Here is a 14,439-nt window from a genome sequence, read left to right on the forward strand (position 1 = left end):
GGTTGCCATCGACAAGGCGCTCGGCAACACTCTCGCCCCCATCAAAGGAAGGAGTGCACCGTGAGCCCTGTCGATTCTGTGCGTCTGCTGTCGCTGGCGGCGATCTGGGGTGCGAGCTTTCTATTCATGCGCATCATTGCCCCGGTGATCGGCCCCATTCCCACGGCGTTTTTCCGTGTCTCGATTGCCGCCGTCGGGTTGCTGATGATTCTCGGGCTGCTGCGCGTGCGCTGGGATTTCAAGGGCAAACTGAAAACCGTGATGCTGCTCGGGGTGATCAACTCCGGGATTCCGGCGACCCTTTATTCGGTGGCGGCCCAGGTACTGCCTGCCGGCTACTCGGCGATTTTCAACGCGACGACGCCATTGATGGGCGTGTTGATCGGCGGGCTGTTTTTCAGTGAACGACTGACCGCCGCCAAACTCGGCGGGGTGTTCCTCGGCCTGTTCGGCGTGGGTGTGCTGACCCGCGCCGGGCCGGTGACGTTCGATCTGCAACTGCTGATGGGCGCCCTCGCCTGCCTGCTCGCCACCACCTGCTACGGCTTCGCCGGATTCCTCGCCCGCCGCTGGCTGGACCAGGCCGGAGGGCTCGACAGTCGCCTGTCGGCGCTGGGCAGCATGCTCGGGGCGACCCTGTTCCTGCTGCCGCTGTTCGGCTACAGCGTGATCAGCCAGCCACCGGCAAGCTGGGGCGGCTGGAATGTCTGGCTGTCGCTGCTGGGGTTGGGGCTGGTGTGCACCGCGTTCGCCTACATCATCTACTTCCGCCTGCTGAGCTCGATCGGCCCGGTGAAATCGATGACGACGACCTTCCTCATTCCGCCGTTTGGCGTGCTGTGGGGCGCGCTGTTGCTGGACGAACCGCTGTCGATTGCGCACGTGTATGGCGGGGTGTTGATTGCGGCGGCGTTGTGGTTGGTGTTGAAGCCGGCCAGGTAGGGTCTGTACTGCCATCGCCGGCAAGCCGGCGATGACGGACATCCACACAATGCAGATCAAAGCGACGAGTGACTCAACTCCCCATCCACCAACCGCCGAATCCCCAGCGGGTTACTGTCCTGCAACGCCTCGGGCAGCAACGCATCCGGGTAGTTCTGGAAGCACACCGGCCGCAGGAAGCGGTCGATTGCCAGCGTGCCCACCGAGGTTCCCCGGGAATCGGAGGTCGCGGGGTACGGGCCGCCATGCACCATCGCGTCACACACCTCGACCCCGGTCGGATAACCGTTGAGCAGGATTCGACCGACCTTTTCCTGCAGCACGTCGGTCAGCCAGCGGTACTCCAGCAACTCATCGGCCTCGCCAATCAGCGTCGCGGTCAGTTGCCCGCGCAAGCCGTGCAGCGCCGCCGCGAGCTGCGCCCGATCCTCGACTTCGATGACGATGGTGGTCGGTCCGAACACCTCTTCCTGAAGCAGTTGGTCACCCTTGAGCAGCAGGCTGACATCGGCCTTGAACACCTGCGGTTGCGCCTGCTTGCCTTGCTGCGGCTGGCCCGCCAGGTGGCTCAGCCCCGGATGCTCGTGCAGCTCCCCCAGGCCGTGACTGTAGCTGGCCAAAGCACCGGCGTTGAGCATGGTCTGCGCCGGCTGCTCGTTCATGGTGGTGCAGAACGCCTGCAAAAAGGCGCTGAACTGCGGCGAGCGCAGGCCGATGACCAGGCCCGGGTTGGTGCAGAACTGGCCACACCCCAACGTCACCGAACCGGCCAGTTGCGCCGCGATCTGCTCACCACGTACCTGAAGCGCTTCGGGCAACAGGAACACCGGGTTGATGCTCGACATTTCGGCGAACACCGGGATCGGCTGCGCTCGGGTCGCGGCCATGTGACTTAAGGCATTGCCGCCCTTGAGCGAACCGGTAAACCCGACCGCCTGGATCGCCGGGTGCTTGACCAGCCACTCGCCCACGCCCGCGCCGTAGATCATGTTGAACACACCGGCCGGCATGCCCGTGCGTTCGGCGGCGCGGATGATCGCGTTGGCGACCCACTCGGCCGTGGCCATGTGCCCGCTGTGCGCCTTGAACACCACCGGGCAGCCGGCGGCCAGGGCCGACGCGGTATCGCCACCGGCCGTGGAAAAGGCCAGCGGAAAGTTGCTCGCACCGAACACCGCCACCGGGCCGAGGGCGATGCGGTACTGACGCAGGTCAGGACGCGGCAGCGGTTGGCGGTCCGGCAGCGCCCGGTCGATTCGCGCACCGTAGAAGTCGCCACGCCGCAGGACCTTGGCGAACAGCCGCAGCTGACCGCTGGTACGCCCGCGCTCGCCTTGAATCCGCCCTGGCGGCAAAGCGGTTTCGCGGCAGACGGTGGCGACGAACTCATCGCCCAGCGCATCGATTTCATCGGCGATGGCGTCGAGGAACGTGGCGCGTTGTTCCGCACTCAGGTTGCGGTAGATCGGGTACGCCGCCGCAGCGGCCTTGGCGGCGGCATCCACCTCGGCTTCGCTGGCCTGGAAGAACCGCACCGGCAAGGGTTCACCGGTGGTGGCGTCGAGGCTTTGCAGTTGCACGGTGCCGTTGGCACTGCGGCGTCCGCCGATGTAGTTGTGTCCGAGTAGCGTGGTCATGAATATTCCTTGATCGTCTGGCGTAGCTGTAGGAGCGAGCTTGCTCGCGAAAAAACGTCCTGACACTGCGTTCATTCAGGCAAACCGCGCCACCGTTGGCGACATTCGTCGGAACGCCGCACGGAGCACGCTCGCTCCTACAAAGTGCGAACCTGGCCGATGGCCAAAGGCTGCGCACTTTCCCCGATACCATTGACCAACGGCGCGCCAAACTCGTCCAGGCTGATCTGGAAACGATCCCCCGGCTGGGTCTTCACCCCGTCGGCGAACGACAGCGTGGCCGTGCCGAAGTAATGCACATGCACATCGCCGGGACGCAGGAACTGCGCGTACTTGAAGTGGTGAAATTCCAGGTTGGCGAGGCTGTGGCACATGTTGTCCTCACCGCTGAGGAATTCCTTTTCCCAGAGCGTTTCGCCGTTACGCACGATGCGGCTGGTGCCCACCAGGTGCCGGGGCAACTCGCCGACGCGCAACTCGGGACCGTAGGCGCAACTGCGCAGTTTCGAGTGCGCCAGGTACAGGTAATTGCGCCGCTCCATCACATGATCGGAGAACTCGTTGCCCAGGGCGTAACCGACGCGATACGGCAGGCCGTCGTCGCCGATCACATAGAGGCCGGTCAGCTCCGGTTCCTCACCGGCATCCTCGGCGAACGGTGGCACCGGGAAGTTCGCGCCGGGGCGCACGACGATACTGCCGTCGCCCTTGTAGAACCACTCGGGCTGCGCACCCACCTGCCCGGCTGACGGTTTGCCACCTTCCAGGCCCCATTGGAACATGCGCATGGTGTCCGTCATGCCCGCTTCGACCGCGCCCTCCTGCTGGTGCATCTTGTCCCGTGCCGAGGCGCTGCCCAGGTGAGTCAGGCCGGTGCCGCTGATCAGGCAATGAGCCGGGTCTTCGTGGTCCAGTGGCGGCAGGACCTTGCCCTGCTGCAACAGAGTCGCGTAAACGGGGCCCGGCTGGGTACCCCGCACGGCGACTTCTTCCTGCAGGCTGCGTTGCGCACGTATGGCGGCGAGTGCCAGTTCGCGGGTGCTGGCGGTGTTGTTCAACACCTGGATGAGGGAACCCTCGACCACGCCGACCTGGCGTTCTCCCTGGGTATTTTCGAATTGGATCAGGCGCATGTTGTCCTCCACTGTGTCAGGGATGGCGCCGTTCGGGGGCGCCTCAAGGTCACTCGATGATGTTGAAGTCGCTCAGGTATTCATCGGAGATTTCCAGGCCCAGGCCCGGTCTGTTGTCATCGAGCTGGATGTAGCCGTTGACCGGCTGCGGCTCGCCCTTGAACACGTAGTAGAACAGCTCGTTGCCGACCTCGACGTCGAACACCGGGAAGAACTCGGCCATCGGCGAAGCCGTGGTGGACATGGTCAGGTGATAGTTGTGCATCTGCCCGGCGTGCGGAATCACCGGCACCGACCAGGCTTCGGCCATGGCGTTGATCTTGCGTGCGGCAGTGATGCCGCCCACGCGGTTGGTGTCGTACTGGATGACGTCGACGGCGCGACGTTCCAGCAGGTCTTTGAAACCGTAGGAAGTGAATTCGTGCTCACCGCCGGAGATCGGCATGATCCCCATTTTCTTCAGCTCGATGTAACCCTCGATGTCGTCGGCGATCACCGGCTCCTCGAGCCAGCGCGGTTCGAATTCGGCCAGCTTGGGCAACATGCGGCGCGCGTATTCCAGGGTCCAGCCCATGTAGCACTCGAGCATGATGTCGACGTCCGGGCCGGCCAGTTCACGCAGGGCGCGCACTTGCTCGATGTTCTTGCGCATGCCCGCCGGGCCGTCTTTCGGACCGTAGCCGAAGCGCATTTTCAGCGCGGTAAACCCCTGGTTCAGGTAGCCCTGGGCTTCTTCGAGGAACAGGTCGAGGTTGTCGTTGGCGTAGAGCTTGGAGGCGTAGGTCCAGATCTTCTCTTTGGTACGCCCGCCCAGCAGCTTGAAAACGGGCTTGTTGACCGCCTTGCCCATGATGTCCCAGATCGCAATGTCGATCGCCGAGATCGCCGCCATGCCGATGCCTTTGCGGCCCCAGGCGTGGCTCTGGCGGTACATTTTCTGCCAGATGTATTCGTTGTCGAACGGGTCTTCGCCAATCGCGATCGGCGCCAGGTAGGTGTCGATGATTTCCTTGGCCACACGTGGCGCCAGGGCGCAGTTGCCGATGCCGACCAGACCGGTATCGGTCTCGACTTCCACCACCAGCCAGCCATGGAACCGGAACGAGCCCATCGCGTCGCCGCGCTCGAACAGGATGTCGCTGGCGTTGGTGCAGAAGTGCGCCTGAGGGGGAACGACCTTGCCTTTCCACTCGAAAACGCGGGTACGGATTGCTTTGATTTTCATGAATTGGGTTCCTTGCTGACGCTTCTTGTCATTGTGAGTCGCATACACGGAACCGCTCAGCTGGCGGCTTGCAGGTATTCGATGGGGCGACTTTAGCCAGCGTCCGGGGAGCGCGGATAATCACTTATGCACATCCGTCGATAACCAGAGGTGATACCAAATTTTGATTTGTGACCGTATTCAGTTATCACCTCGGAGCAAAAAAAAGTGGGAGCGGGCTTGCTCGCGATGGCGGTGGATCAGGCACTGCAAAGGTGTCTGACACGCCGCTATCGCGGGCAAGCCCGCTCCCACAGGTTTACGCGTGGACCATCAGTGCCGGTTCTGTCCCATCCTGCAGGCGATTTCGAAGGCCTGGCGGACCGCGCCGGGGTTGGCCTTGCCTTGCCCGGCGATGTCGAAAGCGGTGCCATGGGCAGGGGTGGTGATCGGGATCGGCAGGCCGCCCTGCACGGTCACGCCACGGGAGAAACCCATCAGCTTGATCGCGATCTGGCCCTGGTCGTGATACATGGTCACCACCGCGTCGAATGCGCTGGCGTCCCCCTGCACCTTGAGGAAGATCGTGTCGCCCGGATAAGGTCCTTCGGCAGCGATGCCCAGGCTCTGCGCGGTACGTACCGCCGGGCCGATGATGTCCAGCTCTTCGCGGCCAAACGAGCCGTTGTCGCCGTTGTGCGGGTTCAGGCCGCAGACGCCGATACGCGGTTTTTTCAGGCCGCTGCGCTTGAGCGCGGTGTCGATCAGCTGGATCGCTTCCACCACGCGCTCCTGGCTGAGCATGCCCGGCACTTCGGACAGGGCCACGTGGGAGGTCACCCGGGACGTCCACAGGTTGTCGAGTACGTTGAACTCGCAGAACGGCCCGTGGAAATCCAGCAGCTCGGCAAACCAGTGCAGTTCATCGTTGTGCGCCATGCCGGCCATGTGCAGCGACGTCTTGTTCAGCGGCCCGAACAGCACCGCGTCGGTGGTGCCGGCCTCGGTCAGGCGCAGGGCCTTTTCGAGGGTGTCGAGGCTGTAGCGGCCGCCGATGACACTGGCTTCGCTGCGCGGGAATTCACCCACCGTGTCGCCGCGAAAATCAAAGAACAACGGGGTGTCGTCGGTGAACGACAGTTGCTCCAGCGACTCCACCCGACGGTAGGGAAACTCCGCACCGGCCAGGCGCATGCCGCGACGCATTTCCGCCTCGTCGGCGATCAGGATCACGTTGGCCTGACGCCGTACCTCAGGCTCGCCGAGCAAACGGGCGATCAGTTCAGGGCCAATCCCGGCGGGGTCACCCAGGACCATGGCGATGGTTGTCTTGTTCATGCTTCACTCCTCAGGAATTCAGGGCGTGCCCGGTCGATGGCACTCGGCTCGCAGCGATACACCCGCTGCGCGTTGCTGTAGAACAGTCGCTCCTGATCCGCCGGCGGCAGGTCAGCAACGATGGATTTGAAACCGCTGTAGATGTCGTCGAACGAGCCGCACAGGCTGTCCACCGGGAAGTTGCTGGCGAACATCACGCGACCGGCGCCGAACATGGCGATCACTTCGCGCACGATCCACGCGTTGTCCTTGGCGCGCCACGCCTGACCCTTGAGACCGAGGCCGGAGATTTTCACCTGCACGTTCGGCCACTCGGCCAGCCGCGCCATTGCCCGGCGCCAGCCAGCCAGGCCTTCGGCGCTGCGGTCACTGGGCAGACCGGCGTGATTGAGAATCAGCGTGGTACCGGGAAAGTCCCGGGCCAGGCGTTCGGCTTCGTGCAGGTTCCACCAGGGAGTCTGCAAATCGAAATGCAGCCCCAGCCCTTGCAGGGCCGCATAACTGCGACGCCAATGCTCGTCGCTCATCAGGCTGCGCACATGGCCCACCTGCGCCGGGCTGGTCGGCCCGCCAGGCTTGTGGCGCACGCTGCGCACACATTTGAAAGCCGCTTGCTCGGCGAGTACCGCGAGGGCGTCCGGATGATCGAGCCAGGCCTGGGCCACCACCGCATTCGGCACGCCGTAACGGGCAGCCAGTCGCTCGATGAAACGGGTTTCGCCAATCGGGTCCTGCGGGTCCCACTCGGTCTCGATGTACACCGTTTGCACGACCTTGTGCGGGCCGGCATCGGCGAAGTAGTCGTCGGGAAAATACCGCCGCTTGATCGCGCTGTAGTCGCCGTAGCGAAACGGGATGTTGGCCTCGGGCGCGAGCCACGGATGCGGATTGACCGTCGGGTCCCAGAAATGGTGATGGGCGTCGATGATCGGCCCGTCGTACAGCTTAACCATGGCGCACCTCGTCCAGACTGATGAACAGCGTGGCCAGCACGAAGATGGCCGAGCACACGGCGAAGAAGCCCAGCACCGGGGCGAAGCCACCGGCCATTTGCAGGATCACACCGACCAGGATCGGCACCGCAATCCCGCCGGTGCTGCCGGCCATGTTCATCACACCGCCAATCAGGCCGACCCGTGCCGGTGCCGCGAGCAGCGCAGGGAAGCTCCAGTAGAGGCTACCCCACATCAGGAAAAACGCGGTCATGGCCAACAGCGCCACCGCCGCAAAAGGGTCTGTCAGGGTCGGCAACATCAGGAAGGCACCGAGCGCGATCAGGCCGGAGAACGCCAGCAGCCCCTTGACCGCCACCCCACGGCGAACGCCTTTACGGATCAGGCCGTCGCACAGAAAGCCGCCGGTCAAGGAACCCAGCGCGCCACAGATGAAAATCACGAAGGTGGCCGCACCAATGCCCTTGATATCAAAGCCACGGGCCTGCGCCAGGTAGCTCGGCCCCCAGGTCAGCAGCCCGAAATACACCATCGCCCAACTGGCGCGGCCGACCAGCAAACCGCTAAGGGACCGCGCCGCAATGCCCAGGCCCTTGACCGGTACTCGCGCGGCTTCCGCAGCCGGCGTGGCACGTCCGGCGTTGATCTTCTCGAGTTCCTGCGCATTGACCTGCGGGTGACTGGCCGGGTCATCGCGCAGATAACGCCACGCCAGCCAACCCAGCAACAGGGTGGCGACACCGGCGATGCCGAAGGCCAGTCGCCAGGAGTCCAGTGTGGCAATCAGATAGGCGATGATCAGCCCGCCGAGCGCGACGCCCAACGGGCTGCCGCTGTCCATCAGCACCGCGCCGCGACTGCGTTCGCTGGGGGCCAGCCACAGGGAAATCAGCTTGCCGCCCGAGGGGAACAAAGGTGCCTCGGCAGCTCCCAGCGCGACCCTGGCGAACAGCAGCGACAACCCGCCGGTGGCAAACGCCGCGAGCACCTGGAACGTCCCCCACAGCCCGGTGGACCAACTGATCACCCGGTGCGGCCCGAATCGGTCGATCATCCACCCGCCCGGAATCTGCAACAACGCATAGGCCCAGAAGAAACTGCTGAGGATCAGCCCTTGCATGCTCGGCGACAGAGAGAATTCATGGGCGATGGTCGGCATCGCAATCGACAGTGACACCCGGTCGATCAGGTTGACCATGGTCAGCGCGAAGACAATCGCAAAGATACGCCAGCGTACGCTGCTGGCTTTGGTGGTACCCGCCCGGGCCGTGGCCGCTGCGGCGGTTTGGACATCTGCGTCTGGCAGATGCAGGGAAGCACTGGGACGAGCCATGGTGCATACCTCGATTTATTATTTTTGTAGGAGTGTCGCATTGGCCGTTTCAGGACGGCATGGATGAGCACTATCGAAGGCTCAGCGATAACCGTCTAATCAAAACTGGAAATACGGCGATAGCCTCGAGTTATGGCAGAGGCCGCTTTCACCGAGCTTTCAGCCCCCTTACCCGGCAATCCAAATGCCATGAAACCGCTCTGGGACAAGTCTTTCAATAACTGTGACAATTCATTTCCCAGCGAGCGATAACCCCAAGCTATCGGTATATGTATTGTTTTGACTAGACGCGACGGCACAGGCTTCCCACACTCGGGCCAGGCTTGCAGCTTTCGAGCACCGACAAGTCACTCATAACAACTACAAAAACGAGGCCCTTCCATGCGAAATGCATTCGTCCGTCGCACATCCCGTCTGTTGCTTGGCTGCTCGTTGATCGCGGCCGGCACCCTGCCCGCCCTCGCTCAAGCCGCGTGGCAACCGGACAAGAACGTCGAAATCGTCGTGGCCGGCGGTCCCGGTGGCGGCACCGACCAGCTCGGCCGCCTGATCCAGTCGATCATCACCACCCACAAACTGCTCGACGTCAACACCATCGTCCTCAACAAGGGTGGCGGCAACGGCGCCGAAGCCTTCCTCGACCTGAAGATGAACAAGGGCGATGCGGAAAAACTGGTGATCGGCACCAACAACATCTACCTGTTGCCGCTGGTATCCAAGCTGGGCTACCAATGGCAGGAACTGACCCCCGTCGCCGCCGTGGCCGAGGATGACTTCATTCTCTGGAGCTACAAGGGTGCGCCGTGGAAGGACGCCAAAGGCTTCTACGAAGCGGTCAAGGCCGACCCGAGCAAGTTGCGCATGGGCGGCAGCCAGTCCAAGGACGTCGACCAGACCCTCACCCTGCTGCTGAACCAGACCACCAACAGCAAACTGGTGTACATCCCGTTCAAGAGCGGCAGCGAAGCCGCGACGCAACTGGCCGGCAAACACATCGCCGCCAACGTCAACAACCCCGCCGAAAGCATCAGCCAATGGCGCGGTGACCAGGTCGAACCGCTCTGCGTGTTCAGCCAGGAACGCATGAGCTACACCGACAAGGTGGCGGGCGACAAATCCTGGGCCGACATCCCGACCTGTCACGAACAGGGCCTGGGCGTCGACCAGTATCGTTTCCCACGCACCGTGTTCATGCCCGGCGATGTCACCGCCGAGCAGCGGGCGTTTTATGTCGAACTGATGCGCAAAGTCACCGAGACGCCAGAGTTCAAGGCTTACGTGAAGCAGAACGCGCTGGTGCCGACCTTCCTCGAGGGCGAGCCTCTGACCGCCTACATCGAAAAAGACACCGCCCGCGTCACCCCGGTGTTCAAAGAAGCCGGCTGGCTGAAAAACTGAGTCAGCGACGGCCGTCCACCTGGGCACGGCCGTCACCTCTGGAGGTGCTTTCATGTCCCATTCTTCGGATTCACCGACGCTGGTCGGTACCCGCTGGGTCGAGCTCGGCCTGGCCGTCTTCACCGCGCTGATCGGCGCGGTGGTGATGGTTGGCAGTGTCGAACAAGGTATCGGCTGGGGCGATTCTGGCCCCGAGCCGGGTTATTTCCCGTTCTACATCGGCCTGATGCTGTGCGCCGCGAGCGTGGCCAACGGCGTATTGACCCTGGTGCGCTGGCACGCGCTGAGCATTTCATTCGTCAGCCGCAGTGCATTCAGGCAAGTGCTGTCGGTGTTCATCCCGATTGCCCTGTTCGTCGCGGCCATGCCGTTCACCGGCCTTTACCTGGCGTCGGCCTGTTTCATCGCCTGGTTCATGGCCCGTGACAAAGTGCGCGCCAAACCCTACGGCAAACTGCTGATCGCCAGCGTTTCCCTCGGCGCGGCACTGGCCAGTTACCTGATTTTCGCGCTGTGGTTCAAGGTCCCGCTGGATGCAGGCCCCCTGGGCGACCTGTTCAACCTGCTGGGGAGAACTTTCAAATGAGCGAATTCGATTCCCTGCTGCAAGGCATGAACCTGATCCTCACGCCAGGCCACATCGGCCTGATGGTGGTCGGCGTGCTGCTGGGCATCCTGGTCGGCGTACTGCCCGGCCTCGGCGCCCCCAATGGCGTGGCGTTGCTGCTGCCGCTGACGTTCACCATGTCGCCGGTGTCGGCGATCATCCTGCTCTCGTGCATGTATTGGGGCGCCCTGTTCGGCGGCTCGATCACCTCGATCCTGTTCAACATTCCCGGTGAACCCTCATCGGTGGCGACCACGTTCGACGGCTACCCGATGGCCCGCGAAGGTCGCGCCGCCGAAGCCTTGACCGCCGCCTTCAGCTCGGCACTGATCGGTGCACTGGCCGGGGTGCTGCTGCTGACCTTCCTGTCGACCAAGATCGCCGCGTTCGCCATGACCTTCAGCTCGCCGGAGTTCTTCGCGGTGTACCTGCTGGCGTTCTGCACGTTCATCGGCATGAGCAAGAACCCGCCGTTGAAAACCGTTGTGGCGATGATGATCGGTTTCGCCATGGCGGCCGTCGGCATGGACACCGTGTCCGGCAACCTGCGCCTGACGTTCGACCAGCCGATCCTGATGACCGGCATCAGCTTCGAAGTGGCGGTGATCGGTTTGTTCGGTATCGGCGAAATCCTCTGCACGGTCGAGGAAGGCCTGGTGTTCCGTGGCGAACATGCGCGGATCACGCCAATGGTGATCCTGCGCACCTGGGCAAAACTGCCGCGCTACTGGTGGACGATCGTACGCAGCACGCTGGTCGGATGCTGGATGGGCATCACCCCAGGCGGGCCGACGGCGGCCTCGTTCATGAGCTACAGCCTGGCGCGACGCTTCTCGAAGAATCGCGAGAAATTCGGCAAGGGCGAACTCGAAGGCGTGATCGCACCGGAAACCGCCGACCACGCAGCGGGCACCAGCGCGCTGCTGCCGATGCTGACCCTGGGCATTCCGGGCTCAGCCACTGCAGCGGTGATGCTCGGCGGCCTGATGATCTGGGGTCTGCATCCCGGGCCGACGCTGTTCGTCGAGCAGCATGATTTTGTCTGGGGCCTGATTGCGAGCATGTACCTGGGCAACGTGGTGAGCCTGATCGTGGTGCTGGCCACCGTGCCGCTGTTCGCCTCGATCCTGCGCATTCCGTTCTCGGTCATCGCGCCGATCATCATCATGGTCTGCGCCATTGGTGCCTACTCGGTGCACAACTCGTTCTTCGACGTGGTACTGATGCTGGGCTTCGGCGCACTGGGGTACCTGTTCAAGAAACTCGGTTACCCGATCGCGCCGCTGGTATTGGCCGCCGTACTGGGTGACAAGGCCGAAGATGCGTTCCGCCAGTCGATGCTGTTTTCCGACGGCCAGATCGGCATCTTCTGGTCCAATCCGCTGGTGGGCAGCCTGACCACGGCCGCCCTGCTGATGCTGTTCTGGCCCTTGATTTCCAAGGCGCTGGGCAGCGTGATCGGCCTGCGCAAATCCGCAGCGGCCAAGACCAAACCGGTGCAGTGACACCGTAATGCTGGCAACGCCTGGCATTTGTTGTCAGGCTTGCCGCAGTCTTTTCTGCGAGCGTGGCCCATGACCCGAATTCCTGATGCCAATGTGATCCACAGCCGACTGCGTCTGCGCCAATTGCGGCTGATGCTGGCGTTGCAGGAATTCGGCTCGCTGCGCCGCGCCGCCGACCACATCGGCATGACCCAGCCGGCAGCGACCAAGATGCTGCACGAGGCCGAGGACCTGCTCGGCGTCGAACTGTTCGAGCGCCTGCCCCGGGGCATGCGTTCAACCCCGTTCGGCGAAACCGTGATCTATTACGCGCGCATGGTGTTCGCCGAACTCAGCGGCATGCGTGAAGAGCTGGTCGCGCTCGAGTCCGGCAACCTGGGTCGGGTCGCCGTCGGCGCCATTCCCGCGCTGGCCTCGGGGTTGTTGACCCGCACCATCGCCACGTTGAAACAGAGCCATCCACGCCTGTCGATGAGCATTCAGGTCGACACCAGCGACGTGTTGGTCCAGGCCCTGCTGCAGGACCAGCTCGACATCGTCCTGGGACGGATTCCAGTGGGTGCACGGGCCGAAGAACTGCTGTTCGACAGCCTCGGTGAAGAGGCGCTGTGCGTGATCGCCAGCGCGCAGAACCCGTTGGCGAACGAAAAGCACCTGAGCTGGGCCGAACTGCAGAACATGACCTGGGTGCTGCAACAGCAGCCCAGCCCTATGCGCGCAATCATCAATCAGGTGTTTCACAACGCACGGGTCGACATCCCCAGCAGCATCGTCGAAACCACCTCGATCATGACCCTGCTGTCGTTGATCCAGCAAACCGACATGCTCGGCGTCACGCCGGTCTCGGTGGTCGAGGACTACCCCGGCCGTGACCTGCTGGCAGTGCTGCCGATCAAGTTCGAAGCACGGCTCCCCCCCTACGGGTTGATCACCCGCCGTCACCGCATTCAATCGTCGGCCATGCAGGCGTTCATGAATTCGGTGCGGGCCGAGCATGCGTTGAGCAAGTGAGCCTGCCGGGGACTTGCAATAAGTTGGACAAAGGGCCAGTAACGACAGCTGAGTAACCGGCACCTACTCTGGGGACGCAAGAAAGCTACTGCCAAAGAAATCTCATCCGCGCTTGTGAGAAAGCGGACGGCTCTAGCGTCCACGAGCAACCAGCGACGCCTGCTGCAACTACTGGTAACCGGCATCGAAGGCGAAGAACCTGACGTGCTTGCCGGACGCCGATGACGCCAGTTGAAAAAAACCGCTCCCAAGGGAGCGGTTTTACGTTCGACCGGCGCAATCACCCAAACAACCAATACCCCAACAACGTCAGCACCACCACTGCCAGCACAGGCCTCAGCACTCGATAGGCTTTGGGGTTGCGGCGCTTCCACTGCTTGACCACGCCGCTGGTCTTGTCGCTGAAACGCTTGCTCCAGGCATAGGCCTGGTTGATGCCGCCAACCCGCTCGTCATCCAGGTTCTGCGGCGCGGTGGCGCGCCCGAGCAAAGCACTGACTCGACGGTTGAGGGTGGTCATCAGGCGATTGCTCAGCGGCCGTTCGATGTCACAGAACAGGATCACCCGGGTTTTCTCGGTTTCGTTCTTGACCCAGTGCACATAGGTTTCATCGAACATCACGTCATCGCCATCGCGCCAGGCATACACCTGACCGTCGACAAAAATGCGACAGTCGTCGGAGTTCGGCGTCGACAGCCCCAGGTGATAACGCAGGGAACCGGCAAAGGGATCGCGATGCGGGTTCAGATGGCTGCCACCGGGCAACAACGCGAACATCGCCCCTTTGACGTTGGGAATGCTGCTGACCAACGCCACGGTTTTCGGGCACAGCGCTTCGGCGGATGGCAGGGGTTTGTCGTACCACTTGAGGTAAAAACGCTTCCAGCCTTTCTTGAAGAACGAGCCGAAGCCGGCGTCATTGTCCTTCTCGGCGGCACGAATGTAGCCTTCGTCGAACAGGTGCATCGCTTCGTCGCGAATGACCTCCCAGTTTTCCTTGAGCACATCCAGTTCCGGGAACTTGCTGCGGTCCAGGTAAGGCCGGGAAGGCACGCTGGAAAACAGGTACATCAAGGCGTTGTAAGGCGCAAACAGCGCGGAGTGGTTGACGAACTGGCGCAAGACCGGCAAACGCGCCTTGCCGCGCAAATGCACATACAGCGTGCTGCCCAGGAACAGCAGCAACAGCGCCGCCTTCACGGCAAAGGAAACAGTCATCCACAACTCCTTGAATATAAACATTCATGCACAGCGCCATACACCCGACGCGGCAGCCCGCCATGATAAGCACTCGGGGCCAGGGGGAAAACCCGCCCGACCCGACATTCAGTGTTGGGGATTGTGCAACAAAGCCCTTGTTAACATAAGCCTGCTGAA

12 protein-coding genes are annotated in these 14,439 nt (G+C 62.8%); 5 read left to right on the forward strand and 7 right to left on the reverse strand.

The genetic code is table 11. The annotated features are described in order from the left end of the window. The first annotated feature begins 60 nt into the window (after positions 1-60). A complete protein-coding gene (locus QIW53_RS07520; protein WP_371049000.1) occupies positions 61-942 on the forward strand; it encodes a DMT family transporter in 882 nt (293 codons plus the stop codon). Positions 943-998: 56 nt separating this feature from the next. Here QIW53_RS07520 and QIW53_RS07525 read toward each other — a convergent pair whose 3' ends face one another. The 6 genes from QIW53_RS07525 to QIW53_RS07550 form a co-directional block, all read right to left on the reverse strand. Beyond that, the gene (locus QIW53_RS07525; RefSeq protein WP_371049001.1) at positions 999-2,579 is read right to left on the reverse strand and encodes an aldehyde dehydrogenase (NADP(+)); all 1,581 of its coding nucleotides are present in this window, start codon (positions 2,577-2,579) and stop codon (positions 999-1,001) included. Between the two features lie 137 nt (positions 2,580-2,716). Then, complete coding sequence (gene araD1 / locus QIW53_RS07530; RefSeq protein ID WP_371049002.1) at positions 2,717-3,712, reverse strand: AraD1 family protein; 996 nt, start codon at positions 3,710-3,712, stop codon at positions 2,717-2,719. A 49-nt stretch (positions 3,713-3,761) separates the two neighbouring features. Next, entirely contained in the window at positions 3,762-4,937 is a 1,176-nt protein-coding gene (locus tag QIW53_RS07535; protein WP_371049003.1) for an L-rhamnonate dehydratase, read from the reverse strand. A gap of 312 nt (positions 4,938-5,249) precedes the next feature. Further along, positions 5,250-6,254, reverse strand: coding sequence for a 4-hydroxythreonine-4-phosphate dehydrogenase PdxA (locus tag QIW53_RS07540; protein ID WP_371049004.1), 1,005 nt, complete (start codon positions 6,252-6,254; stop codon positions 5,250-5,252). Beyond that, on the reverse strand, positions 6,251-7,207 hold the full coding sequence (locus QIW53_RS07545) for an amidohydrolase family protein (protein ID WP_371049005.1): 957 nt from the start codon (positions 7,205-7,207) through the stop codon (positions 6,251-6,253). Before QIW53_RS07545 ends, QIW53_RS07540 begins: the two co-directional genes overlap by 4 nt. Continuing rightward, the gene (locus QIW53_RS07550) at positions 7,200-8,540 is read right to left on the reverse strand and encodes an MFS transporter (protein ID WP_371049006.1); all 1,341 of its coding nucleotides are present in this window, start codon (positions 8,538-8,540) and stop codon (positions 7,200-7,202) included. Before QIW53_RS07550 ends, QIW53_RS07545 begins: the two co-directional genes overlap by 8 nt. 381 nt (positions 8,541-8,921) lie before the next feature. Here QIW53_RS07550 and QIW53_RS07555 point away from each other — a divergent pair, with 381 nt between their 5' ends. The 4 genes from QIW53_RS07555 (at position 8,922) to QIW53_RS07570 (ending at position 13,061) form a co-directional block, all read left to right on the forward strand. Beyond that, entirely contained in the window at positions 8,922-9,938 is a 1,017-nt protein-coding gene (locus tag QIW53_RS07555) for a Bug family tripartite tricarboxylate transporter substrate binding protein (protein ID WP_371049007.1), read from the forward strand. A 52-nt stretch (positions 9,939-9,990) separates the two neighbouring features. Further along, complete coding sequence (locus QIW53_RS07560; protein WP_371049008.1) at positions 9,991-10,524, forward strand: tripartite tricarboxylate transporter TctB family protein; 534 nt, start codon at positions 9,991-9,993, stop codon at positions 10,522-10,524. Further along, positions 10,521-12,050 carry a tripartite tricarboxylate transporter permease gene (locus QIW53_RS07565; RefSeq protein ID WP_371049009.1) on the forward strand — a complete coding sequence of 510 codons (1,530 nt, stop codon included), beginning with the start codon at positions 10,521-10,523 and terminating at the stop codon, positions 12,048-12,050. The genes QIW53_RS07560 and QIW53_RS07565 overlap by 4 nt, the downstream gene beginning before the upstream one ends. Positions 12,051-12,119: 69 nt before the next feature. Beyond that, the gene (locus QIW53_RS07570) at positions 12,120-13,061 is read left to right on the forward strand and encodes a LysR family transcriptional regulator (protein ID WP_371049010.1); all 942 of its coding nucleotides are present in this window, start codon (positions 12,120-12,122) and stop codon (positions 13,059-13,061) included. 280 nt (positions 13,062-13,341) lie between these two features. On the opposite strand, the gene QIW53_RS07575 is transcribed toward QIW53_RS07570, so the two are convergent. After that, on the reverse strand, positions 13,342-14,280 hold the full coding sequence (locus QIW53_RS07575) for an aspartyl/asparaginyl beta-hydroxylase domain-containing protein (protein ID WP_371049012.1): 939 nt from the start codon (positions 14,278-14,280) through the stop codon (positions 13,342-13,344). Positions 14,281-14,439 lie beyond the last annotated feature (159 nt).

This window comes from Pseudomonas fluorescens (assembly GCF_041354075.1).
Classification (GTDB): Bacteria; Pseudomonadota; Gammaproteobacteria; order Pseudomonadales; family Pseudomonadaceae; genus Aquipseudomonas; species Aquipseudomonas fluorescens_CE.

Bases quoted from the DNA above. Each gene is read 5' to 3' on its own strand.
- QIW53_RS07525 (WP_371049001.1), bottom strand. From the start codon at position 2,579: ATGACCACGCTACTCGGACACAACTACATCGGCGGACGCCGCAGTGCC.
- araD1 (WP_371049002.1), bottom strand. From the start codon at position 3,712: ATGCGCCTGATCCAATTCGAAAATACCCAGGGAGAACGCCAGGTCGGC.
- QIW53_RS07535 (WP_371049003.1), bottom strand. From the start codon at position 4,937: ATGAAAATCAAAGCAATCCGTACCCGCGTTTTCGAGTGGAAAGGCAAG.
- QIW53_RS07540 (WP_371049004.1), bottom strand. From the start codon at position 6,254: ATGAACAAGACAACCATCGCCATGGTCCTGGGTGACCCCGCCGGGATT.
- QIW53_RS07545 (WP_371049005.1), bottom strand. From the start codon at position 7,207: ATGGTTAAGCTGTACGACGGGCCGATCATCGACGCCCATCACCATTTC.
- QIW53_RS07550 (WP_371049006.1), bottom strand. From the start codon at position 8,540: ATGGCTCGTCCCAGTGCTTCCCTGCATCTGCCAGACGCAGATGTCCAA.
- QIW53_RS07555 (WP_371049007.1), top strand. From the start codon at position 8,922: ATGCGAAATGCATTCGTCCGTCGCACATCCCGTCTGTTGCTTGGCTGC.
- QIW53_RS07560 (WP_371049008.1), top strand. From the start codon at position 9,991: ATGTCCCATTCTTCGGATTCACCGACGCTGGTCGGTACCCGCTGGGTC.
- QIW53_RS07565 (WP_371049009.1), top strand. From the start codon at position 10,521: ATGAGCGAATTCGATTCCCTGCTGCAAGGCATGAACCTGATCCTCACG.
- QIW53_RS07570 (WP_371049010.1), top strand. From the start codon at position 12,120: ATGACCCGAATTCCTGATGCCAATGTGATCCACAGCCGACTGCGTCTG.
- QIW53_RS07575 (WP_371049012.1), bottom strand. From the start codon at position 14,280: ATGACTGTTTCCTTTGCCGTGAAGGCGGCGCTGTTGCTGCTGTTCCTG.